Annotated in this window: 14 protein-coding genes; 5 read left to right on the forward strand and 9 right to left on the reverse strand. The window is 46.3% G+C overall.

The features are described from left to right. Positions 1–173: 173 nt before the first annotated feature. The 5 genes from KO501_RS15250 (at position 174) to KO501_RS15270 (ending at position 8,812) form a co-directional block, all read left to right on the forward strand. The gene (locus KO501_RS15250; RefSeq protein ID WP_216030519.1) at positions 174–2,678 is read left to right on the forward strand and encodes a TonB-dependent receptor; all 2,505 of its coding nucleotides are present in this window, start codon (positions 174–176) and stop codon (positions 2,676–2,678) included. Between the two features lie 130 nt (positions 2,679–2,808). Beyond that, positions 2,809–4,020, forward strand: a complete 1,212-nt coding sequence (locus tag KO501_RS15255; protein ID WP_216030650.1) for an MFS transporter — start codon at positions 2,809–2,811, stop codon at positions 4,018–4,020. Positions 4,021–4,091: 71 nt separating this feature from the next. Further along, on the forward strand, positions 4,092–5,561 hold the full coding sequence (gtfA, locus tag KO501_RS15260; RefSeq protein WP_216030520.1) for a sucrose phosphorylase: 1,470 nt from the start codon (positions 4,092–4,094) through the stop codon (positions 5,559–5,561). Between the two features lie 108 nt (positions 5,562–5,669). Further along, the gene (locus tag KO501_RS15265; RefSeq protein WP_216030521.1) at positions 5,670–6,704 is read left to right on the forward strand and encodes a LacI family DNA-binding transcriptional regulator; all 1,035 of its coding nucleotides are present in this window, start codon (positions 5,670–5,672) and stop codon (positions 6,702–6,704) included. Positions 6,705–6,925: 221 nt separating this feature from the next. Then, positions 6,926–8,812 carry an acyltransferase family protein gene (locus KO501_RS15270; RefSeq protein ID WP_216030522.1) on the forward strand — a complete coding sequence of 629 codons (1,887 nt, stop codon included), beginning with the start codon at positions 6,926–6,928 and terminating at the stop codon, positions 8,810–8,812. A gap of 109 nt (positions 8,813–8,921) precedes the next feature. Here the strand turns inward: KO501_RS15270 and KO501_RS15275 are convergent, their stop codons facing one another. From KO501_RS15275 to KO501_RS15315, 9 genes are all read right to left on the reverse strand, one after another. Further along, the gene (locus KO501_RS15275; RefSeq protein WP_252728435.1) at positions 8,922–11,966 is read right to left on the reverse strand and encodes an FAD-binding and (Fe-S)-binding domain-containing protein; all 3,045 of its coding nucleotides are present in this window, start codon (positions 11,964–11,966) and stop codon (positions 8,922–8,924) included. Between the two features lie 161 nt (positions 11,967–12,127). Continuing rightward, positions 12,128–12,820: an HAD family hydrolase gene (locus KO501_RS15280; protein WP_216030523.1), complete on the reverse strand. Its 693-nt coding sequence runs from the start codon at positions 12,818–12,820 to the stop codon at positions 12,128–12,130. A 78-nt stretch (positions 12,821–12,898) separates the two neighbouring features. After that, positions 12,899–13,939 (reverse strand): ABC transporter ATP-binding protein, encoded by a 1,041-nt coding sequence (locus KO501_RS15285; RefSeq protein ID WP_216030524.1) that lies wholly within the window; start codon positions 13,937–13,939, stop codon positions 12,899–12,901. Positions 13,940–13,951: 12 nt separating this feature from the next. Further along, on the reverse strand, positions 13,952–14,782 hold the full coding sequence (locus tag KO501_RS15290; RefSeq protein ID WP_216030525.1) for a carbohydrate ABC transporter permease: 831 nt from the start codon (positions 14,780–14,782) through the stop codon (positions 13,952–13,954). 3 nt (positions 14,783–14,785) lie between these two features. Continuing rightward, entirely contained in the window at positions 14,786–15,658 is an 873-nt protein-coding gene (locus KO501_RS15295; protein WP_216030526.1) for a sugar ABC transporter permease, read from the reverse strand. Positions 15,659–15,725: 67 nt separating this feature from the next. Beyond that, a complete protein-coding gene (locus tag KO501_RS15300) occupies positions 15,726–17,030 on the reverse strand; it encodes a sugar ABC transporter substrate-binding protein (RefSeq protein WP_216030527.1) in 1,305 nt (434 codons plus the stop codon). A gap of 73 nt (positions 17,031–17,103) precedes the next feature. After that, complete coding sequence (locus KO501_RS15305; protein WP_354667840.1) at positions 17,104–18,522, reverse strand: hypothetical protein; 1,419 nt, start codon at positions 18,520–18,522, stop codon at positions 17,104–17,106. Positions 18,523–19,048: 526 nt separating this feature from the next. Beyond that, positions 19,049–20,518 (reverse strand): efflux transporter outer membrane subunit, encoded by a 1,470-nt coding sequence (locus tag KO501_RS15310; RefSeq protein WP_216030528.1) that lies wholly within the window; start codon positions 20,516–20,518, stop codon positions 19,049–19,051. After that, positions 20,511–23,672, reverse strand: a complete 3,162-nt coding sequence (locus KO501_RS15315) for an efflux RND transporter permease subunit (protein WP_216030529.1) — start codon at positions 23,670–23,672, stop codon at positions 20,511–20,513. Before KO501_RS15315 ends, KO501_RS15310 begins: the two co-directional genes overlap by 8 nt. Positions 23,673–23,674 lie beyond the last annotated feature (2 nt).

Consider the following 23,674-nt stretch of genomic DNA (forward strand, 5'->3'; position numbering starts at 1 on the left):
TCATCGGTCTTCCGCGTACATTTAAAACATTTTATTTACAAATAAAAATCTCCATGCTAACTTTATCTTAATCGATTAAGAAAACGTTTTCGCAATTTTTAACCATGTTCTCTTTTTGCTCACTTATAGTTAACTGAGCGCCCGGAGAACTCACTTGGCTTTGGAGAAGACTCATGCACACACCATTTGCGAAAAATATACTCAGCGTAGCCGTTTTACTGGGGCTACCCAGCGCCGCGTTTGCGCAACAAATAAGTGACAACGAGGAACCGAACAAATACGAACAAATTGTTGTCACCGCCAGTCCCGCTGGGATCTCCGCACAAGAAACCAGTGTTTCTGTCAGTTCATTTGATGAAGAAGCGGTGATGAAACTGGCCCCTCGTTCTACGGCAGAGGTATTCCGGGCGTTACCTGGCATACGTGCGGAATCTTCCGGTGGAGGCGGTAACGCTAACATTACAATTCGCGGGATCCCTCTAGCCACCGGGGGCTCCAAGTTTATGCAAATCCACGAAGATGGCTTACCCGTACTGGAATACGGGGATATTAACTTTGCCAACACCGATAACTTTCTTCGCTATGATTGGTCAGTAAAACGGGTTGAGTCAGTAAGAGGCGGCTCTGCCTCTACCTTTGCAAGCAACTCCCCAGGTGGGGTAATCAACCTCATCAGTGACACCGGTGAACTAGGAGGGGGCTCAATCGGCACGTCTTTTGGCCTGGATTATGAAGAGTTTCGTTTAGACTTTGCCTACGGCGGCGAAATTAACGACGACCTTTATTTTCATATTGGCGGGTTTGCCCGAGGCGGCGAAGGGGTCCGTGATACGGGCTATAACGGCGACCAAGGTGGTCAGATAAAATTCAATGTCACCCAATTGCTCGACAATGGCCATTTACGTTTCTACTTTAAACATTTAGATGACAGAGTAACCACCTATTTACCCGCCCCCGTTAAAGTAAAAAGTAACGGCAGCTTCGGTTCCGTTGAGAATTTTGACGCCAGCAGTGAAACCCTGCAATCCCCATACACCACCAATATTTCCACCTTCGATGCATTTGGCAATGGGGTAAACCGTGATCTGACGGACGGCATAGAATCTGAAGTCACCGCATTCGGTTTCGAAGCTGATTTAGAAGTGGCTCCCCAACTTTATCTGCTGAATAAATTCAGGATGTCAGACATAGGTGGTGGCTTTATTGCCCCCTTTACCGACACCTTCGGCGATTACGGTCCCCAAGCGGCAAGCTCTATGGCTGATAACATTTGCGCTTCGGCCCTTGATGGTGACGGCAATCCATTTAATTGTGCATCGACCTCGGTGACGCTGGCTAACGGCCCTAACGCCGGGGAACAATATGATGGTCTGGCGTTCGTCAACCTCTTGTTTGACGCCACCTATAACGATTTGGGCAATATGATCAACGATTTTAGTTTGCGCAAAGAATTTGATAATGGCGTATCTGTGACTGCTGGCTACTATTATTCCAAACAGGACATTGGCATTAGCTGGAACAGTTGGAATACCTATATTCAAACCGTAGATGGCACGAGTTCTCAATATCTGCACATCGAAGATGCCGATGGCAACGCACTGGTTGACCAAGGGCTGTGGGCACCCAGCTTCTTGTCTTACGAGTGGGACCTAAACTACACCACCACCGCCCCGTACCTTAATGTTGGGTTTGAAGTGGGTGATAATTGGCTGTTTGATTTAAGTGCCCGTTACGACACGGTACAAGCCAACGGCGAAATGATTAATTCATGTTGTGGTGGCAACACCGATGTGGATCTCAACGGTGACGGGGTTATCTCAGGTAACACCGAAGATGCTTCGGCATCCAATGGTTTTGGCTTTGGCGGCGGCGTCATTGTGCTTAATCGTGCCAACGCCAGCAGCCAGATTGTCAATTACGATGCCAGCAACACCTCGTTTTCGTTAGGGGGGTCTTATCTTTACAGCGACGATCTCACCCTTTTTGCCCGCTATAGCGAAGGGGGACGCGCCATTGCCGACCGCTTATTACAAATTGCCGGTACCCTTAATACCGATGGCAGCTTAACCAGCACAACCTCAGGTTTTGACGAAACGAAGCAGCTTGAAACAGGTTTGAAATATGCCGCGGGGAATTTGCAAATAAACGCCACCGTATTTAGCACAATTACAGAAGATACTCAGGCTGAAGTCACCAGTGGACTTACATTTATTCGTGAATATGAGGCCACAGGAATAGAATTTGAAGGAAACTACGACTTTAACAATGGATTTTCAATTTCCGGTAATGCCACCTGGACCGATGCCGAGATTAGCGAAGACAAGTTCAATCCTGCCCTTGTAGGTAAAACCCCTCGCCGACAAGCCGACTTTATTTATACCGTTATCCCTCAATATGATTTTGATGCCTTTACCCTAGGCGCATCATTTCAAGGGTCTTCTGAATACTATCTACAAGACAGCAATGAGCTGAAACAAGATGCCTACGTGGTGGCTAACTTATTTGCAACCTGGTATGTATCGGACCAATTTTCTGTTTCTCTGAATGTTAACAACGCCACCGACGAATTTGTGATTACAGAGTCGGAAGAAAGTGCAGCATCTGCGGGAGATATTATCCGTGCTCGGCCCATTAGTGGAAGATCATCATCGCTACAGTTGAAGTATTCCTTTTATTAAGCCCTATGTCGCGGGGGAACCCGCGACATATCAACCTACGTTGTAGCTCTAGCACTAAAGGTAAATAGACATGGCAGTAAACCAAACAGGCGAACACAATTTAGGTCTCATTCGCTACCTGACCTACTTGATGTTTATGATGTTTGCAATGACATCCGATTCGGTAGGGGAAATCATCAAGGAAGTTAAACTGGAATTTGGTGTATCGAATACTCAAGCCAGCTTAATGCATTCATTATTTATGATAGGCATTGCCTTTTCCGGACTATTCCTTGGTTTTTTAGCGGATAAATTTGGTCGCAAAAAAACCTTGATACTTGGTCTAGCCCTATTTGCCACCTCCTGCTATTTATTTTTATTTGGCAGTACCTTCACCTTTATTTTAAGTTTAATTAGCTTATCTGGGCTGGCCGTGGGCGTATTTAAAACCGCCGCACTGGCACTGATAGGTGACATTTCACGTTCCACCAAAGAGCACACTGGCACCATGAATGGGGCAGAAGCCTTTTTCGGTGTGGGGGCGATTATTGGTCCCATACTGGTTGCCTGGCTTATTACCCAAGGTATCCATTGGAAATGGTTATATGTGATTGCCGGCACATTATGCACCCTACTTATTGTGTTAGCCCTCACCGTGAATTACCCCCAACATCACCCTCAGCAAAAACAGCCTGTTCGGCTTATGGATAGCCTAACGTTATTAAAGGACCCCTACGCTTTGGCTTTCTCCGTGGGCGCATTTTTATATGTGGCCGCAGAAAGTGCCATCTACGTATGGATGCCGAGCTATTTACTCTGTACCCCAACCACCGGTGAAATGGGGTATTCCTGTTACACCGATAGCCTGACCCAATGGTTCGCTATCTATTCTGTGTCTGCGTTTTTCGTCTTACGTGCACTAGGCCGTTTTGTTGGCATTTGGATGATGCAACGCTTCGACTGGACCAAAGTACTGGTGCTATTTAGTTTCTTAATCATGCTGTGTTTTATCGCCGGATTAATGGCCGGGCCATCCCTCGCCGTTTTTCTGTTTCCTTTAACCGGCATTTTTATGTCAGTGATCTACCCCACCTTTAATTCAAAAGGCATTAGTTGTTTTGAGAAACGCCAACACGGTTCCGTTGCCGGCGTTATTCTATTTTTCACCGCCGCAGGCGCGGCCGTCGGCCCCTTCATTATGGGTGTGGTAAGTGATGCCTACGGGGGGGAAGCAAAATATGGCTTTATCGTCGCAACCGGTTTTTCAATATTGCTGTTTGTTGGCCTGCTCTACAACGCCATTAAGCAACCGACCCGATCAAGATTACAGATAATTGAGCAGCAGGAATACGGCACCCACTGATCACGTTACCTTGACCAATACTCGCACTGAACATTCTGTGCGGTACAAAAATAGTTTTTTATGGAGTTTTTATGTCTTTACGCAACGGCGTTCACCTTATCACCTACGCAGACCGATTGGGGCAAGGCACCCTTGCCGGTATTAACCGTTTGATGAATGAAACGTTTAACGGCTTGTTTAAGGGAGTACACATACTGCCTTTTTACTACCCCTTTGATGGCGAAGACGCGGGTTTTGACCCCATTGATCACACCATGGTTGATAAACGGCTAGGTACTTGGGATGACATCAAACAACTCGGGACTTCCTTGGATATTATGTCGGATCTCATTGTCAATCATATGTCTGCCCAATCCCCTGCATTTGAGGATGTGCTGCAACACGGACGTGATTCCCAATACTGGCCGCTTTTTTTAACCAAAGAAGACGTGTTTTCCCAAGAGAACAGTGAAGATATAGCTAAAGTTTTCCGTCCTCGCCCGACTTCTTTTTTCACCGACTATAAGGTAAACAACGAAGAAACCGTGCCCTTTTGGACCACCTTCACCGCGAACCAAATCGATATTGATGTGGAGTCTGAACAAGGTAAAAATTACCTTTCCTCCATTTTAGAATCATTTACCCAAAACAACATTGATTTAATTCGTCTGGATGCCGCCGGTTACGCCATAAAACGGGCGGGCACCAACTGCTTTATGCTGGAAGAAACCTTTGCTTTTATTGAGTCGTTAAGCCAGCGTGCCCGAGGGATGGGGATGGAATGTTTGGTGGAGATCCACAGTCACTATGAAACCCAGATTGAGATTGCCAAGCGCTGCGACTGGGTATACGATTTTGCGCTGCCGCCACTTGTCCTTCATGCCCTCCTTTTCAACGATGCTAAAGCGCTAGCACACTGGCTGTCCATTGCGCCGCGAAACGGTTTCACCGTATTGGATACCCATGACGGTATTGGCATTGTGGATGTCGGCGCGAGTGGCGACAAACCCGGACTGCTAAATGAGCATGAAATAGATAACTTGGTTGAGCGCATTCATGCTAATTCCAATGGGGAATCTCGCCGTGCTACGGGCGCCGCTGCCAGTAACGTGGATCTATATCAAGTTAATTGCACCTACTACGATGCCTTAGCCCAGGATGATTACAAGTACCTCTTAGCCCGCGCTATCCAATTTTTTAGTCCAGGCATTCCTCAGGTGTATTATGGAGGGTTTCTTGCTGCCACCAACGACATGGCATTGCTTACCAAAACCCATGTTGGACGAGATATTAACCGTCCTTACATCGATGAAGCGGGTATCGATAAGGCCTTAGCTAAACCGGTGGTACAAGGGTTAATTAAACTCATTGAAATCAGAAATACACACCCGGCCTTTAACGGCGAATTTACGGTGGCATACTCCAATGACCAACTCACCTTAAATTGGCAACATCACCAGAATAGCGCCACGTTAACGGTGGACATAACCACCCTTAATGCTGAACTGACGTTGGTGGATGTAAAAGGGACTGACACCCTGTCATTGGCTTCCCTAATGTAAACCACCATTACTATTTTTTGATGCAGCTACACCTTGACCATGGGTGTACAGTGAGTAAGGTATGAGTTGGCTAAGGTGTTTAGCTGTATTCATTTAAAAAGGTAATGTGTGACAACATCAAAATTAACGATAAAAGAGGTCGCAAGTCGTCTGAATGTCTCCACGGCCACTATTTCCAATGCGTTTAATCGGCCCGACCAACTCTCAGCTAAAAAGCGAGAGGCGATTTTAAAAGCCTGTGAAGAAATGGGCTACATGGGGCCAAATAAAGCAGCACGATCATTGCGACGTGGAAAGAGCAATATTGTCGCCTTGGTCTTACCTGACAGCCTTGACTATATGGTAAGCGACCCAGTCGCAAGTCAATTTATTCGTGGCGTAACCCAAGTATTAAAAAATACACCGGCCAATCTACTGCTGTTTTCGGGAAACAATGACAACGTAAATGACATCGTGGATTTTGTTGATGGCTTTATATGCTATGGTGCACCGAGAAACCCTAAGCTTCTTAACCAGTTAACGAAGATTAAAAAAACCGTTGTCACTGCCGATTTTAATATTCCAACCGCACCATCGGTCAATATAGATAATACCCAAGCGGCTTATGAAGTTGCAAAAATCGCCCTAAACGCCACGGCCACAAAGCCGGTGATCCTCGGGTTAAGGCTAATTGACAGTGAAATAACACGTTCAATAGGAAACACGCCACTGATTGATAGTGAGTATTCCATTTCTCATCGTCGACTCGATGGTTATCTTAAAGCGATCCATGAACACGGCTTGAAAATGTCTAATACTGACATCTGGCACATACCTGAAAGTACGCAAAATCACGCGAAAAGTGCGGTGGAGCAAATTCTTTCACATACACCTCTGCCCGATACCCTGTTGTGTATGAGTGACGTTATCGCATTAACTGCCATGCAAGAAGCCTTAAAACGGGGGCTACGAGTTCCCGACGATATTCGTATTGTTGGCTTTGATGGTATTGACGAAGCAAGCCGCTACCACCCCACCTTAACCACAGTGCAACAATTTAACGATAAAAAAGGCGCCCTAGCCGCCCAATTGTATTTAACCCAAGAAAAAGAAAACCGGCTTCTGCCTTTTGAGCTCGTTGAAGGTAACAGTACATCCCATTGACCCCTACCCACCTTATAAGCCGGTGATCATCGGCTTTCTATAGCGCCATATTTTTAACTTATTTGTTAAAGGTAGTTTTTATTGATCCTATTTTAAAAAACTTCGTACCCACTGCCTTCTAAGTAGTGATAGCTGTCGAAGATCCTGCCATTTCAAGTTTTCCGCATCAGTTAAATACAACATCGACTATTTCACTTTAGGAATAATTTTAGGAAGTAATTTTGCAGTTTAGAAAAGATATCAACGGGCTACGGGCTATAGCAGTCATTGCCATCGTACTGTTTCATTTTAACGATAATTGGATGCCCGGTGGATTTGCCGGTGTGGATGTATTCTTTGTTATATCTGGCTTTTTGATGACAAGCATTATCTTTACTGGCATCAAAAAAGAGACGTTCTCAACAATAAAATTCTATGTTTCACGAGCCAATAGGATCATTCCTGCCCTGGCCTTTTTATGTTTTGTGCTGGTCATTTTCGGCTGGTTCTATCTTACACCTACCGATTATCAAACACTGGGTAAACATGTAGGCAGCAGTGTTGGCTTTTTATCCAATTTTATTTATTGGCGAGAAGCGGGTTATTTTGATGTGGACTCCCATAGAAAATGGCTACTTCATACCTGGTCTTTATCTGTGGAGTGGCAGTTTTATATTCTGTACCCCTTACTACTTGTTGGCCTCAGTAAGTGTTTGTCATTAAAGAGCATAAAGGTAACCCTACTTCTTGCCACTGTTTTCGGTTACCTGCTTTGCATATACGCAACTTATCGATGGCCCGACCCTGCATACTATCTGCTACATGCTAGAGCTTGGGAAATGATGGTAGGCGGGCTAGCATACCTTTATCCCTTTAATTTATCCGATGGCCGAAAAAAGGGAATTGAGTGGCTAGGTTTAGCCCTTATTATCTTGTCTTATGTATTCATTTCAAAAGCAAATTTCTGGCCCGGCTATTTGGCTATCTTCCCGGTATTGGGCGCATTTTTGCTGATCCAAGCTCAAAGAAATGACAGCGTATTCACCGGTAATCGCATTTTTCAAGCATTGGGAAAGTGGTCATATTCCATCTATTTATGGCACTGGCCCCTTGTGGTAGCCATCGGCTACTTTTCCTTAAGCAGGCACTATCTCTTTTTAGGCCTGCTGCTGAGTGTCGTCTTAGGCTGGGCAAGTTATCACTTTATAGAACGCCGGCGGTTTAGAAGCGACATTTACAGGCCCGCACAACTTATAAAATGCAAACCCATTTACTTTACCTTGGGCGTAGGTTTGCTTGGTTCGGTCATTCTTGCTACCCAAGGGTTTATCAAGCAAAGTCCCATTGAATATCAAAAACTGGTTACCGATACTCGACCAAGTCCACAGCGAGATAGTTGCCACATTCATAGCTACCAATCACCGGATGAAGCCTGCGAATATTTTGGCAAAAATGTCACCTGGGCCACCTTCGGCGATAGCCATACCGTCGAAATTGCCTATGCGTTAGCAAGGAAATTAAAGCCCTATGGACAAGGTATAAAACACTTTAGCTTTTCTGGTTGCAAACCCGCTTATCAAGACAGGGAAAGTACCCCTTGTGCAAAATGGTACAATGATGCGGTGGATTATATCATCGAGGACGAAGGGATCAGAAATGTGGTGTTCAATCACCGCTTCACACAGCAGTTAATGGGTGGCAATGCTGATCACTACCCCGCTCACCAGCAATACACCGAAACGGATGAAGTGCGTGAACTTACAAGTCATATTGATAAACTGATTTTGCTTTTTGCAGCTAAAAAAGACAACGTTTACGTCTTTTATCCTGTGCCCGAGTTACCTAAAGACATCCATCAATTAATGGGGGATAAATTACGACGTGGCGCATCTCTTGATAATATCGTGGGCACGGATACCCAGTGGTACGAACATCGAAATGCTTATATGATTCAACATTTCGACAACGCCAATTACCCCGCAAATGTGCATTTATTGAAGCCGCAAGATGTGTTTTGCGATCCTGTAAACTGCTACGCGGTTAAAGAGGGAACCGCCCTGTACTTTGATGAAGATCACCCTTCAGTGGCTGGCGCTAAAAAGCTGGTAGAATTAATTGAGTTAAACTGAATTTGGTAGATACTATCTTGGGGCCTGCTTATACAGGCCCACAATAAAATACGTTAATCTAACGAAAACTCATCAAACAAAATAACATCTGCATCCAAATCACTGGGCTTTAAACCTTGTTTACTAATTTGTCGCTGACAATTTCAATGGGATGACGGGGCTTACTGCCTTCAAACCTGGCGACTTGGCTACGGCAAGAAAACCCGGTGGCCAGTAACTGCTGTGTCCCTTGTTGTTGTACATGTTGCGCCCAACTCAAGTTATAAATGCCTTTAGAGTTATCCTGATGGGTGCGTTCATGCCCATAGGTACCGGCCATACCACAACAGCCCGCAGAGAGGATCTCCAGCTTACAACCGAGTTGCTCAAACACCTGCTGCCAGATACGTTCAGTAGTCGGCAACGCTGTTTTTTCGGTGCAATGGCCAATCATGGCATAGCGGTGGTTGTCTTGTGTTTCCGGGGTTGGCCAACAGGTGTCAGGTACTTGAGCTAACCATTCATGACACGTTAATACATGAAAATCGCCCCGGTTATCGCCGAGTATTTTGTTGTATTCGTCTCGATAACACAGTACCAATGACGCATCCACCCCCACCATCGGCATACCCAGAGCCTGCACTTGGTTTAAAAAGTCCGCCGTCCCTTTCGCTTGCTTGGCAAACTTACCTAAAAAGCCTTTCACATGGGCAGGTTTGCCATTGGGTTTAAATGGCAACAATACGGGGGTAAAGCCTAACTGCTGTATCACCTTGGCCATACTTTCTACCACGGCAGCGTCATAAAAGCTGGTAAAAGGGTCTTGTACAATGGCCACGCGGTTTTTACGTTCCTCTGTACTCAAAGCCTGTAACTTTGCCAGATCAAAGGACTCTGCCACACCATTTATCCGCTTTGACAGCACTGGCACCGACAACGCTGGCGTATCCACATAGCCCACTTTATTTTCTAATAGCCATGCTACAGGTTTGAATTTCATCAGGCTGTTAATCATCGCTGGGGCTTTTGCCAGCATAGGGGTCATGGTTTCTACGTTGCTAACCAATAAATCTTTTACCGGTCGAGCATAGCGCTGATAGTAAATAGACAAAAAGCGAGCACGAAAGTCTGGCACATCCACATTCACCGGACACTGGCTGGTACAAGATTTACAAGCTAAACAGCCATTCATCACCTCTAATACCTCATGGGAAAAGTCTTCCTGAGTAGACAAGTAGGTATTTTTAAATCGTGTCCAAAAGGAGCTTTTAAATTGGGTGAACGTGAGGCTATGGGTATCGACCTGCTCTTTGGCTAACAATCGCATCCACTCGCGGATCATACCGGCTCTGCCTTTTGGCGTATGGCGACGATCAGCGGTAATTTTACTGGACGGGCACATAGGGGACTTGGTGTCATAATTAAAGCACAAGCCATTGCCGTTACAGCTCATCGCCGGGGCCATTTCTTCTTTAAATGCCACGGGAATGGTTCTATCCAACGTGGCTCGTTTTTCGTCAGTCACGCGCACCAAGGCGGCATCGCTATCTAAAGGCGTACAGATTTTTCCCGGATTCATTTGATTGTGAGGATCAAATGCGGCTTTTACTTTGCGCAATTCGGTAAACAGAAACTCGCCAAAAAACGCCGGGGCATATTCACTGCGATAGCCTTTACCGTGCTCCCCCCACATCAAGCCGCCATATTTGGCTACCAATGCCACCACTTCATCAGAAATCTGATGCATCAGACTTTCTTGCTCTGGGTCAACAAGATCCAGCGCCGGTCTAACATGTAATACACCGGCATCCACGTGGCCGAACATGCCATACTGTAAACCATGACTGTCTAGCAAGGCCCTAAATTCGGTAATGTAATCGGCCAGTTTTTCTGGGGGCACAGCGGTATCTTCAGCAAAAGCAATGGGTTTGCGTTCTCCTTTGGTTTTACCCAACAAGCCTACCGCTTTTTTCCGCATGGCATAAATTCGCCCAATATCTTTTTTATCGTAGGTAATTTGATAACCGATGACGCCGCATTTGCCTGTGGCCACTTCATCATCAAGGCGGGCTTTTAAAGCATCGATGTGACCTGCCATCTCATCTTGGCTTTCGGCGTTATATTCCACCATATTCAGCCCGAGCAAGGTTTTGTCTGGTACGTCGGTAATCAATGTTGAAATGGAATGCCAGATAATGTCGGTTTTGGCTAGATTCAACACCTTGCTGTCGATGGTTTCCACCGACGTGGCGTTGGCTTCAACCATCGCCGGCGCATGACGCAACGCCGAATCGAAAGAGTCGTATTTAATATTGATAAGGGCTTTTTCATTGGCAATAGGCGTGAGGGATAATTTCGCCTCGGTCACCATGGCGAGGGACCCTTCGGCCCCAGTAATTAGCCTGCCAACATCAATCGTTTGTTGCGCTTCATCATAAACGTGCTCAAGGTCGTAGCCGGTAAGAAACCGGTTTAAACGGGGAAATTTGTCTAAGATAGCTTGCCGATGACCCACACAAGTTTCCAGAGCTTGTTGGTAAATGCGCCCTTCGGCGGTATTTAACGCGGCCTTTTTCTTCGCCTCTTCAATACTGACAGGTTGGGTTTCAATTTGCTCACCATTGGCAAGTACTGCAGTTAGCCCCAGTACATGATCGCTGGTTTTACCATATACCAAGGAGCCTTGCCCGGAAGCATCGGTACTGATCATACCGCCTAAGGTGGCACGGTTACTGGTGGAAAGGTCCGGGGAGAAAAAATACCCGTGAGGACGCAAAACATCGTTTAATGCATCTTTCACCATGCCAGTTTGAACGCGGATCCACCCTTGTTCAAGGTTAAGTTCTAAAACCGCATTCATATAGCGACGAATGTCGATGACGATACCTTCAGTGAGGCTTTGTCCGTTGGTTCCTGTACCGCCGCCTCGTGCACTAAAGGCCACTTCGGGGTATCTTGCCGCTAACTTGCCAATGATTTCACAATCTTGGTTCGAACGGGGAAACACCACAGCCTGAGGTAATTTTTGATAAACAGAATTGTCCGTTGCCATGGCAAGACGAGCACCGTAACTGGTTTCGATGTCGCCACTAAATTTCATCGCCGCTAAGTGCGATAAAAATTCAACATACTGCTGTTTTAAATTCGATTCAGGGTTTAAGGCGGGTAGCGTCAATTGAAAAACTCCAACTGCCGTAGCGATTGTGCGCCAAGGACTTAGGTTTAAAAGCCTCTATTGTCTATTTGTCATGCTTTTTTACAAGGGTTTAAATAGAAAAGTTTTGATCATCTTATGCCTCGAAGGCTCATTGTCCTTTTCCTAACCCTATATTAGGTCTACCACAAACTAGGGTATTGACGAAATAATGAGGGCCAATCGTCGATGGAATGCACGCCATAAGGGCCATTCTTTTCATCCGGAGTGTTGCTTTTAAGGTGTGTCGCGCCTGCGTAACGTACCACTTGCATATTCGCCGCAAGGGCGCCTGCAATGCCGGCATCCGAATCTTCTATCACCAAACAATGCTCAGGGGCTACGCCCATTTTAGCGGCGGCATGTAAAAAGATATCCGGTGCGGGCTTGCCGTTTTTCACTTCACTACTGGTGGTGATGCGCCCGGCGAAATAATGAAATAAACCCGTGGTTTGTAACGCAAACGTCACCCGTTCTGGGCTACTACTTGTGGCCACACAATAAGGTGTTTGTAGCGAATTTAGCATTTCTTCAAGATGCTGAGTAGGTAGCAATTCGTCTTCAAAAACCTGAAGCAGTTTATCGAGATACCCTTGCCGAAAACCGGCGGGGAGGGAAATAGAAAAATCATCCTGTATTTGTGCTTTGGCTGACGGATAACTTTTGCCTAAGAAGAACTTATTGAAATAAGCTTCAGAGACTCTTACCCCCTGTTCGGCCAGTAACGATAACAACACACGCTGACACAAGATTTCACTGTCGATGAGCACACCATCACAATCGAAAATGATAAGTTCAATGTTACTATTGTGTCGTGCTGTACCAACGTTCGCCATAATATCTTCACCGCGTGTATAAAAGTATTGAAGCCGTTGCCCTATTGTTAGAGCAACGGCGCTTTGGGGTAGTTCAAATTAGGCCGATTTTACCACCGCTTTTTCTTCCCAAGACAAAGACGGTATGGTCATGCCCGCGCCATCAAAATGCATAATTTTGTTGTCATCGGCGGTAAGGTTTATTTTGTCGCCGTGTTGCAATGGACACTCACCATCCGCTTTTACGGTCAGTGTGCTGCCATTGGCTAGGTGTACATGTAAAAAGGTTTCTGAACCAAGATGCTCAATGACACCCACTTCGCCAGACCACAACCCTTGTTGTTTGGTGATTTTAAGGTGTTCTGGGCGCACCCCTAAACTACATGTCGGATCACCGGCTTTCATATCCACATCAATAAAGTTCATCTTCGGCGAACCGATAAAGCCTGCAACAAAACGATTGACCGGTCTTTGATACAGTTCTAATGGCGTGCCCACCTGCTCAATAATACCGCCATTAAACACCGCAATACGATCCGCCATGGTCATGGCTTCCACCTGATCATGGGTAACATAAATCATGGTGGTGGCTAAACTCTGATGTAATTCAGAAATTTCCAAGCGCATGTTAACACGTAACGAGGCGTCTAAATTCGACAAGGGTTCATCGAACAAAAAAGCCGATGGCTGACGCACAATGGCGCGACCAATAGCCACACGCTGACGCTGGCCACCAGATAATTGACCGGGCTTGCGATCAAGATAATCTGTCAAATTTAACATCTTGGCAGCAGCGGTAATTTTTTCTTCAATAATCGCCGGGGCGACCTTCGCCCGTTTTAATGGGAAGGCAATGTTATTGCGTACTGACATATGGGGGTACAAGGCATAGGACTGAAACACCATGGCTAACCCCCGCTTTGCTGGCGGCATAGCCGTGGCATCTTCGCCATCTATTTCTATGGTACCGCTGGTGGTATCTTCTAAACCGGCGATCATACGCAATAACGTCGATTTACCGCAACCGGAGGGGCCAACAAAGACAATAAATTCGCCTTCACGGATATGTAAATCTAAGGGTTTTATGACATTCACGTCACCAAAGCTCTTTGTAACCTGCTTTAAAGTAATGCTACCCATTTGAATCTCTCCTTACTTAACCGCGCCGAAGCTTAGGCCGCGCACTAATTGTTTCTGACTAAACCAACCTAATATCAGGATGGGAACGATGGCCATCACAGAGGCTGCTGATAATTTTGCGTAAAACAAACCTTCGGGGCTTGAATAACTGGCGATAAATGCCGTCAGTGGTGCCGCATTGGCGGCTGTTAATATGAGTGTCCAGAATGCTTCGTTCCACGCTAGGATCACATTGAGCAGCAAGGTTGAGGCAATACCAGGCAACGCGATGGGCAATAACACATGAAAAATTTCTTCTTTGATTCCTGCACCATCCATGCGAGCGGCTTCTAAAATTTCGTGGGGAATTTCTCGAAAATAGGTATAAAGCATCCACACCATAATCGGCAGGTTGATAAGGGTCATTACAATCACCAACCCCAACTTGGTATCGAGTAATCCAAAATCACGGAACATCAAATAGATGGGGATAAGAACCCCTACAGGGGGCAGCATCTTGGTAGATAACATCCACATCAGTAAGTTTTTGGTGCGTTTGGTTTGCACAAATGCCATAGACCAGGCCGCAGGCACTGCAATGAGCAGTCCCAGTAAACTGGAGCCTAAAGACACCACCACCGAGTTCCAGAAATGATCAAAATAGGGTGAGCGGGCAAGCACATCTGAATAGTTTTCTAGTGTCCAACTAAACATAAACAAGCTCGGTGACGAAGCGATGGCCTCGGCTTCGGTTTTAAAGCTCGTTAAAATAGTCCATAAAATGGGGAAGAAAAGCATGCCGCTAATCCCCCAGGCTAATAGGGTATAAACGAGTTTTGATTTATTGCTGTGATTGATAGCCATTGCCTAGCCCTCCAGATTTTTGCCAATAAGGCGCATAAGGAAAATGGCGACGATATTGGCAATAATCACAGCCACAATCCCACCGGCAGATCCGCCGCCTACATCAAATTGCAATAACGATTGGGTATAAATTAAGTAGGTAATATTGGTTGAGGAATAACCCGGCCCACCACTGGTAGTCACCAAAATTTCGGCAAAAATAGACAGCAGAAAAATCGTTTCTATGAGAATAACCGCCGTCACCGCCCGAGATAGATGGGGTAACACAATATAGGTGAATTTGCTAAACGGCCCGGCACCATCAAGATCAGCCGCTTCTAATTGCTCTCGATCCAAAGACTGGATAGCGGTAAGCAAGATCAAAGTGGCAAACGGCAACCACTGCCATGACACAATAATAATGATGGACAACAAGGGCAGTTCAGCGAAAAAATCAATGGGGGCGACGCCAAGAAACTCGGCAAAGTGGGCGAATAACCCGTTCACTGGGTTCATGAACATGTTCTTCCACACCAAGGCCGAAACCGTGGGCATAACGAAAAACGGTGCCAGCACCATAATACGCACGTAGTTACGTCCCCAAATGGCTTGATCCAGCAATATAGCTAACCCAATGCCACCGCCTATGGTGATAAAAAGTACCCCGCCAACCAACAATAGGGTATTAAAAAACGACTCGATAAACGCCGGATCCGTTAAAAAGAACTCGTAGTTTAAAAAACCAATAAACTCATTTTCGCCCGGCATCAGCAGGTTATAGTCTAAAAATGAAAAATATAACGTCATGCACAGTGGAACGATCATCCATGCCAATAACAGGGTTACTGACGGCAGTAACATCATTTTGGCTAACGTTCTCGATTGGGTAGTTGCCATAACCTGAACCTCTTTCAATCAATACGGGGTAAGGGACCGTTCCCCTACCCTACGGCTTACAACTTGATTATTTTGGATAACGGGCTTTACGCATGGCCCGTTCAACCAAGCGTTGGGAGGTTTGCAAAGCTTGCTCCACCGTCATCCGCCCGGTTAACGCTGCGCTAAATTGCTGCCCAACCGCTGTACCAATACCTTGGAATTCGGGTATGGCGACAAACTGCACACCCACGTAAGGCACAGGCTCTACGGTCGGGTTTTTCGGATCTGCAGATTGAATAGAATCGAGGGTGATCTGAGCAAAAGGTGCCGCTTTCATGTACTGCGGGTTTTGATACAAGGAGGTGCGAGTGCCAGGAGGCACTTTTGCCCACCCTTTTTTATCGGCAACCAGGCTTGAATAAGATTTAGACGTAGCCCAACTGATAAACTTCATTGCAGCGTCGCTTTTTTTACTGCTCGAAGGAATGGCCAAAGTCCACGCCCATAACCAGTTGCCTCGCTTGCCTAAACCCTTGTCCGGTGCCAAGGCAAAGCCTACCTTATCAGCCACGTCAGAGTCGGCTTCGTTGGTGACAAACGCACCGGCTACGGTGGCATCTATCCACATGCCGCATTTACCGGTTTGAAACAACGCCAAATTTTCGTTAAATCCATTGGCCGATGCACCAGGAGGACCATATTTATCCATTACATCCACGTAATATTCCAAGGTGTCTTTCCAGGCTTTAGAATCAAATTGAGGCTGCCAATTTTCATCAAACCAACGGGCACCAAAGGAGTTTGACATAGAGGTAAGTAATGCGATGTTTTCACCCCAGCCCGCCTTTCCTCGTAAGCAAATACCGTAAACACCCGCGTCTTTATCGGTCATGGCGGCTGCAGCTTGGCGGATAAAATTCCACGTTGGGGCTTTAGGCATTTGTAAGCCGGCTTTGGCCATAAGATCGGTGCGATACATCACCATGGAACTTTCACCATAAAATGGCGCGGCGTATAATTTGTTATCCACAGACAGACCGCTACGAATGGCCGGTAGCAAGTCATCTACATCATAGTCTTCGCCCAATTCATCAAGCTCAGTTAACCAGCCTTGCTTACTCCAAATGGGCACCTCATAGGTACCGATAGTCATCACATCGTATTGACCACCGCCGGTGGCCACATCGGTAGTCACCCGCTGGCGTAAAATATTTTCTTCCAGCGTAACCCACTTAAGGTTGATGTCTGGATAGCGTTTTTCGAAATCACCACTAAGTTCTTTCATGGTGATCATGTCGCCATTGTTCACAGTGGCGATGGTGATGGTTTGTTCAGCATAAGCACCGAATGTGAGTGCGCCACAAAGTAGCAAAGACAGTTTTTTAAACATTGGGGTTCCCCCTTGAGATAGGCATGTCGTGGCTTACTGAAGCATCGTCCAATAAGACACGACTTTAGATAAGTTAGAATTTCACAGAAATTTCAGAGGTAAGACCGGAGAATCCACGGCCAATTTGACCACCGGAATTCACCCCTTCGTCTTGATCCACGTATTCCACTTTCCACAAGGTTCTGTCGTTGATCCAATACCCAGCAGACACCTGTAAACGTGTCACTTCATTGTCGGTTTGTTCAATAAGATCCGAAGTATTTTCTGCCGACGCATAGCGGGCGGCCACATACAGCTTTTCAGGTAAAATGTACTGTTGGGCTTCAACTACCCAGTAATCCACTGAAGAATCGCCCTCAATAACCTGATTAGAATCAAAGGTAGTTCCGGTAGGGTCAATGACACCGTCAGTGCCAAAGTAGGTGATCCCAGCAACGGCATTTCCTTCAGTATCAGCAAAGGTATAGTCATCGCTACTTCTACCTAGCATCACAACCACACTGGTTTGATCTGAGGGTTGGTATGCTAAGTTTAATTGCATGGTTGATTGGTTTAAGCCTGGCAGTGCCCCTACGTGGGTATCACGCTCGCTGGAACCTGAAGCTGAAAAATTGTAGTTTTCACCATCACCAAAGCGATAGTTTGTGGTAGTCACGCCGGAAAGGCTTGCCATGCCATCCACAAAGACCAGTTGGTCGCCCTGATTTGCATTGAGGAAATTAACCCCTGCTTTAAAGCCCCCTTTAAATTCCAAGGTGCCCTGTAAGCGGTAGTTGTAACCGCGATTTTCTTGAAAGGCTTCGCCAAAACTGGAGGTGGTCATATGACCAGTAACGTTATAGGCACGAATTACACCGCTATCATAGGTTTGGCTGTAGCTTAGCTGAATACCATTTTCTGCGGTGGCGTAGTCGGTAATACCGTTACCGATAAGGGCATTTCCCTGGTTATCCGCGCCATCTTGGAAGCCTTTAAACTGAAACGCCGAAGCGCCAATATTCCCCACCCGCAAAGTAAGGTCGTTGTTGTGTTTTTCGGTGTTGGTCAGGCCAAATAAGTCAAACTCGATTCCGGCAAAATCTTGGTGAAAGGCAAAATCTTGGTCTCCGTTATTACCAAAATCATTGGGCTCTTCGGCAATATCAATATCCGCTACGATGTTCTCAGTAATTTTGAATTTGAACATCAAGTTCACTCTCAAGCGACCAAAACCATTAGATTGCTCTTCATCTTCAGGCCGAAAAGCGCCGTCTTTAGCCTGGATTGCCTGATAATTTTGCATCGCTAAAAAGTTAACCTGCACACGCCCATCTAAAAACTCATTGGGTTCGCTAGGTGGAACATACATTGGCTTGTCATCGCTCAACTGATCGTCGGCAGAGGCTACCGTGGAGGTTGTAGCGGCAATGATTGCGGCAGCTAACACCCCTAATTGAGCTGACTTGCTAACTGTGTTTTTTGTTTTTTGATGGCGTTTACAATTTTCTAGCATAGTGAATTCTCTCAGTTTAAAGACAAACGATATTCTTCAAAACGCGAACTCATGGCGTAATAGCGCATCAGTTCGGTTGCTCTCTAGGAGCGCCATAAGCAACGACCTGTGATGTAGAACCCACTTAATGGTCATATGCTCAAGTTAGGAGCATATGACCATTTTCTTAAATTGACGTCAACCTATTTTTAACAATGCATTTTCATTTAACACTCAAAAACAGGAAATTCCGTTAAAAATCATAACTTTAATAATTGGTAGGATGAGATGAGAAACCGTATAATGTAAACGCCATGATTAACAGCAGTTATCACAAGCGTAATTATCGTGAGAACATTAAACAATATTGTTACACCTACCGTTAACAATTATTCATTTCATGAGTAGATGTAATGCCGACAAAGGGGAGTCAAATTATAAGAATGACGGGCTTCAGCCCGAGGCAAGAAAGTGAAAATTGGGGAAAGTAAGGAAAAAGCAGTGCTGGATCATTCCCGATGAATGATCCAGCCTTTACGCATTGTTGTTACGTATTGGTATCACTTCTGGCGGTATCCGTTGCCGGATCAACGGCATTGTTTTGAGCAATGCCTCCCCCCATAACCCGGTATAAGGTAATACGGTTTTCCAAATCGCTTTGACGCGTCAAAATGAGTGACTGCGCTGCGCTGTAGTAGGTACGCTGCGCTTCCAGCGCAGTTTGAAAACTGTCTACCCCTTTTTTATAACGGGCCAACGACAATTCATAACTTTGTTTAGATGCCGCCACAAGGGCTTCTTCTGCGTCTATTTGTTGTTGAATCGTCGCTCTTCGTGCCAACGCATCAGCCACTTCAGAGAACGCACTTTGGATAGCATATTCATAAGCGGCTAGATATTTTTGTTGTTGGGCCTTGGCATAATCTAGGTTTGCCTCGTTCTCCCCTCCATTAAAAATAGGCAGTGAAATCGAGGGCGCTAATGACCATATCTTGGTAGCACCCGAACTAAACAGATCCGATAGACTTAGGCTCCCAAGGCCTCCCGCCGCGGTAAGGGAAATAGAAGGAAAGAACGCAGCACGAGCCGCATCAATATCAGCATGGGCGGCTTTTAAGTCATGCTCGGCCGCAAGTACATCTGGCCGGGTCAACAATATATCAGATCCTAACCCCGCCGGAATGTCGGTCACTAGTTCATCACTGTCTGGCAACATGGTTGCTAATACCGACTGATCAACATCGCTACCAACCAGTAACCGTAAGGCGTTAATATCTTGATTCACCTGGGTGGTATAACTGGCAATGTCTGACTGGGCAGCATAATAAGTGGTCTTGGCACTGGCAACATCAATCCGAGAATCAACACCTAGCTCCATGCGCTTTTGCGTAATCGTTAGCGTTTGCTGAGCATTATCGGCAGTTTCCTTAGCTAGGCTCAGTAAGTTTTGATCCGCCGCCAAGGTAAGCCATGCGTTGGCAATTTCGCCAATAAGGGTAATCTTCGTGGCTCTGAAAGTGTCTTCACTGGCTAAGTAAGTTTCCATTTCGGCATCAGTGAGGCGTTGGTTTTTACCAAATAAGTCAATTTCATAACTGCTTAAGCCCACCTCAGCCGCATAGCTACTTGAGGTGACGCCCGATGTCGAGCGCGCCCGTGTACCGCTGACACTAACATCTATATTCGGGTAAAGATCCGAACGCTGAATACGGTAAGTGGCCCGTGCCGCCTCCACATCAGCGAGGGTTTCCCGCAAGCTACGGTTGTTTTCCAGCGCTAAGGTTATCACCGCCTTGAGACGCTCGTCTTTAATGAACGTCTGCCAAGGCACTGCCATTGCCAATTGGCTTGATAACCCTGGGGCATGCGCGCCAGCTTGCGCAGATAGCTGATTGCTCACAGGCATGGCAGGGCGCGTATATTCGGTAGAAAAACTACTACATCCCCCCAGCAACACACCGACCATTACCACCAGGTACTTTCCCTTGCTCAGAAAGTGTTTGTCTCGGTTATTCATGGCCCGTCTCCTGCTTATTTATATCATTGTATTGTTGCTTCTTTTTAGGAAATATCCCGCGAATAAGCACGAAGAACAAAGGCACAAAGAATATCCCCAGCGCGGTGGCAGTTAATGTGCCGCCCACAATGCCCGAGCCAATGGAAATACGGCTGTTGGCACCAGCACCCGAGGAAACAGCAAGTGGAACAGTACCCACAATAAATGCTAAGGATGTCATAATAATTGGCCGCAAGCGCAGTTTGGCCGCCTCCAGTGCCGCATGGCTAAGAGAAGCGCCTTTTTGGTACAAGGATTCGGCAAATTCCACAATTAAAATGGCATTTTTTGATGACAGTCCAATCGTGGTTAGAAGTGCAACCTGGAAGTAAATATCATTTTCTAACCCACGTAACGTGGCGGCGATGGCTGCACCTATCACGCCCAGTGGGATCACCAACATCACAGAAAAAGGCACCGACCAACTTTCATAAAGAGCGGCAAGGGCTAAAAACACCACCAGAATTGAAATGGCATACAGTAAGGTTGATTGCCCGCTAGACAGCTTTTCTTGATAAGACAATCCACTCCAAGAATAGCTCAGCTTTCCTTGTCCTACTTCTTGGGTTAATCGTTCCATTTCAGCCATGGCCTGACCTGAACTCACCCCGTCTGCCGGTGCGCCTTGTATTTCGTAAGCCGCTAAGCCATTAAATCGAGATAAGGTTTGCGGCGCATCAGACCATGATACATCTGAGAAAACAGAAAAAGCAGTCATGGTAGTATCGCCATTGGCATCACTTCCGCGAACAAACCATTCATTAAGATCTTCAGGTTTAGAACGATAGTTAGCATCGCCTTTTATATAAACCTTTTTTACCCGTCCGTTATCAATGAAGTCATTAACATAACTTCCAGCCCACGCATAGGATAAGGTATTGGTGACATCAGACACCGACAAGCCCAGCGCCGAGGCTTTCACGGTATCGATATCAATTTTCAATTGTGGTGTGGTAGACAGTGCCCCTTCGCGAATACTTGTAAGAAGCGGACTTTGTTGGGCTTTATTCATGAGCTCACTTTTCAGCGCGGCCAATTCAGCACGAGTGGTTCCCGTCGCTGCCTGCAACTCGAAAGTGAAGCCATTGCTTTGTCCTAACCCACGAATTATCGGCTGAGACATCGCAAATACTTTGGCATCGGTGATAGCTGAGAGATTCTTGTTCATGCGACCAATCACCGCACCTGCGCTGTCCTCATCATCGGTTCGCTCACTCCAGTCAATTAACGACACAAAGCCCATTCCTGCATTTTGTCCGGTGCCTGAGAAATTCGACCCCGAAATAGAAAATGCCCGCTTCACTAAATCACCTTCTTCGTTTAACAAGTAATCTTCTACTTGCTCTGACACCGCACGGGTACGGTTGATTGATGCCCCAGAAGGCAGGTTAACCTGAAACATGATGCTGCCTTGGTCTTCCTCGGGTAAAAAGCCGGTGGGCAAGCGCACAATTAATACGCCCAACATAACAACAATCACGGTGTACAGTACAAGCCAGCGACCTTTCTGTTTAATAATGCGCTGCACGCCCCCAGTGTATGACGCAGTCAAATTATCGAACTTACGGTTAAACCAAGCGAAAAAGCCTTTCTGTGCCCCAGTATCCTGGTTGTGCGGCTTTAACATACTGGCACATAGGGTGGGACTTAACGTTAAGGCCACAACCACCGATAACACCATTGATGAAACAATGGCAATGGAGAATTGTCGATAGATCACCCCTGTGGAGCCGTCAAAGAACGCCATGGGCAAAAATACTGCGCTCAGTACCACGGCAATACCAATTAACGCGCTGCTAATTTCAGACATGGATTTAATTGTGGCATCCCGCGGCGACAATCCTTCCTCTCGCATCAGTCGCTCCACATTTTCTACCACCACAATGGCATCATCCACCAGTAACCCAATGGATAACACGATACCAAACATGGTCAACGTATTAATGGAATAACCAAACACCGAAAGTACACCGAAGGTCCCTAACAAGACCACTGGCACAGCGATAGCGGGGATCAATGTTGCCCGCCAGTTCTGCATAAATAACCACATAACCAGCACCACCAAAATGATGGCTTCTACCAAGGTATGAACCACTTCTTCAATGGATATCTTGATAAATTCGGTACTATCACGAGGAAAGGTAATAGCATATCCGTCAGGTAAGTTCTGCGCTAATTCCGCTACTTTTTCTTTTACTCGGGTGGCCGTGTCTAAAGCATTTGCCCCGGGTGAAAGCATGATGGCAATCCCCGACGCAGGATGGCGATTCAGGCGTGGAATACGGGTATAGCTTTCACTACCAATTTCTATCCGAGCCACATCCCCCAACAGAACATTGGCCCCGGTTGAATCATATTTGACAATGATTTGTCGAAACTGGTCTGGCGTAGACATCATTGACTGGGCGGTTACAGTGGCATTTAACTCTTGGCTATCGAGCGCAGGCATCGCACCTATTTTACCCGCGGCCACCTGCACATTTTGGTTGTTAATGGCAGTCGCAATGTCGGAGGGCATCAGGTCGTAGGCTGCCAACTTGGTGGGATCTAACCAAATGCGCATAGCATATTCAGAGCCAAATACATTGGTGTCCCCCACCCCTTCGATTCGCGCCAGGGCATCTTCCATATTGGAAGAAATGTAGTCGGCAATATCATAGCCATTCGCTTGATCGGTGGTGTCATAAACAGCCGTCACCAACAAAAAATCCGTATTGGCTTTGGTTACCACCAAGCCTTCGGACTGCACAGACTCGGGTAATCGTGAGGAGATCTGATCGATTTTATTTTGCACCTGTACCTGGGCGTAATCAGCATCAGTTCCCTGTTCAAAGGTTACTTTTACCGATGCAGCGCCATCGGATGTACTGCTAGAAGAAAAATACAGTAATCCGTCTAACCCGGTAAGCTGCTGTTCTAATATTTGGGTAACACTGTTTTCTACCGTTTGCGCATCAGCCCCGGTGTAAGAAGTGCTCACGCTAATGGTAGGCGGTGCCACACTGGGATACTGGGCGATGGGTAATGTGGTAATAGCACCGATGCCGGCCATCATGATAATAATGGAAATTACCCATGCAAAAACCGGACGGTCGATAAAAAAGCGAGCAAGCATGG

The sequence above is a fragment of the Alteromonas sp. C1M14 genome, from assembly GCF_018860965.1.
Taxonomy (GTDB): Bacteria; Pseudomonadota; Gammaproteobacteria; order Enterobacterales; family Alteromonadaceae; genus Alteromonas.

Bases quoted from the DNA above. Each gene is read 5' to 3' on its own strand.
- KO501_RS15290 (WP_216030525.1), bottom strand. From the start codon at position 14,782: ATGGCTATCAATCACAGCAATAAATCAAAACTCGTTTATACCCTATTA.
- KO501_RS15305 (WP_354667840.1), bottom strand. From the start codon at position 18,522: ATGCTAGAAAATTGTAAACGCCATCAAAAAACAAAAAACACAGTTAGC.
- KO501_RS15280 (WP_216030523.1), bottom strand. From the start codon at position 12,820: ATGGCGAACGTTGGTACAGCACGACACAATAGTAACATTGAACTTATC.
- KO501_RS15255 (WP_216030650.1), top strand. From the start codon at position 2,809: ATGTTTATGATGTTTGCAATGACATCCGATTCGGTAGGGGAAATCATC.
- KO501_RS15295 (WP_216030526.1), bottom strand. From the start codon at position 15,658: ATGGCAACTACCCAATCGAGAACGTTAGCCAAAATGATGTTACTGCCG.
- gtfA (WP_216030520.1), top strand. From the start codon at position 4,092: ATGTCTTTACGCAACGGCGTTCACCTTATCACCTACGCAGACCGATTG.
- KO501_RS15285 (WP_216030524.1), bottom strand. From the start codon at position 13,939: ATGGGTAGCATTACTTTAAAGCAGGTTACAAAGAGCTTTGGTGACGTG.
- KO501_RS15250 (WP_216030519.1), top strand. From the start codon at position 174: ATGCACACACCATTTGCGAAAAATATACTCAGCGTAGCCGTTTTACTG.
- KO501_RS15315 (WP_216030529.1), bottom strand. From the start codon at position 23,672: ATGCTTGCTCGCTTTTTTATCGACCGTCCGGTTTTTGCATGGGTAATT.
- KO501_RS15300 (WP_216030527.1), bottom strand. From the start codon at position 17,030: ATGTTTAAAAAACTGTCTTTGCTACTTTGTGGCGCACTCACATTCGGT.
- KO501_RS15310 (WP_216030528.1), bottom strand. From the start codon at position 20,518: ATGAATAACCGAGACAAACACTTTCTGAGCAAGGGAAAGTACCTGGTG.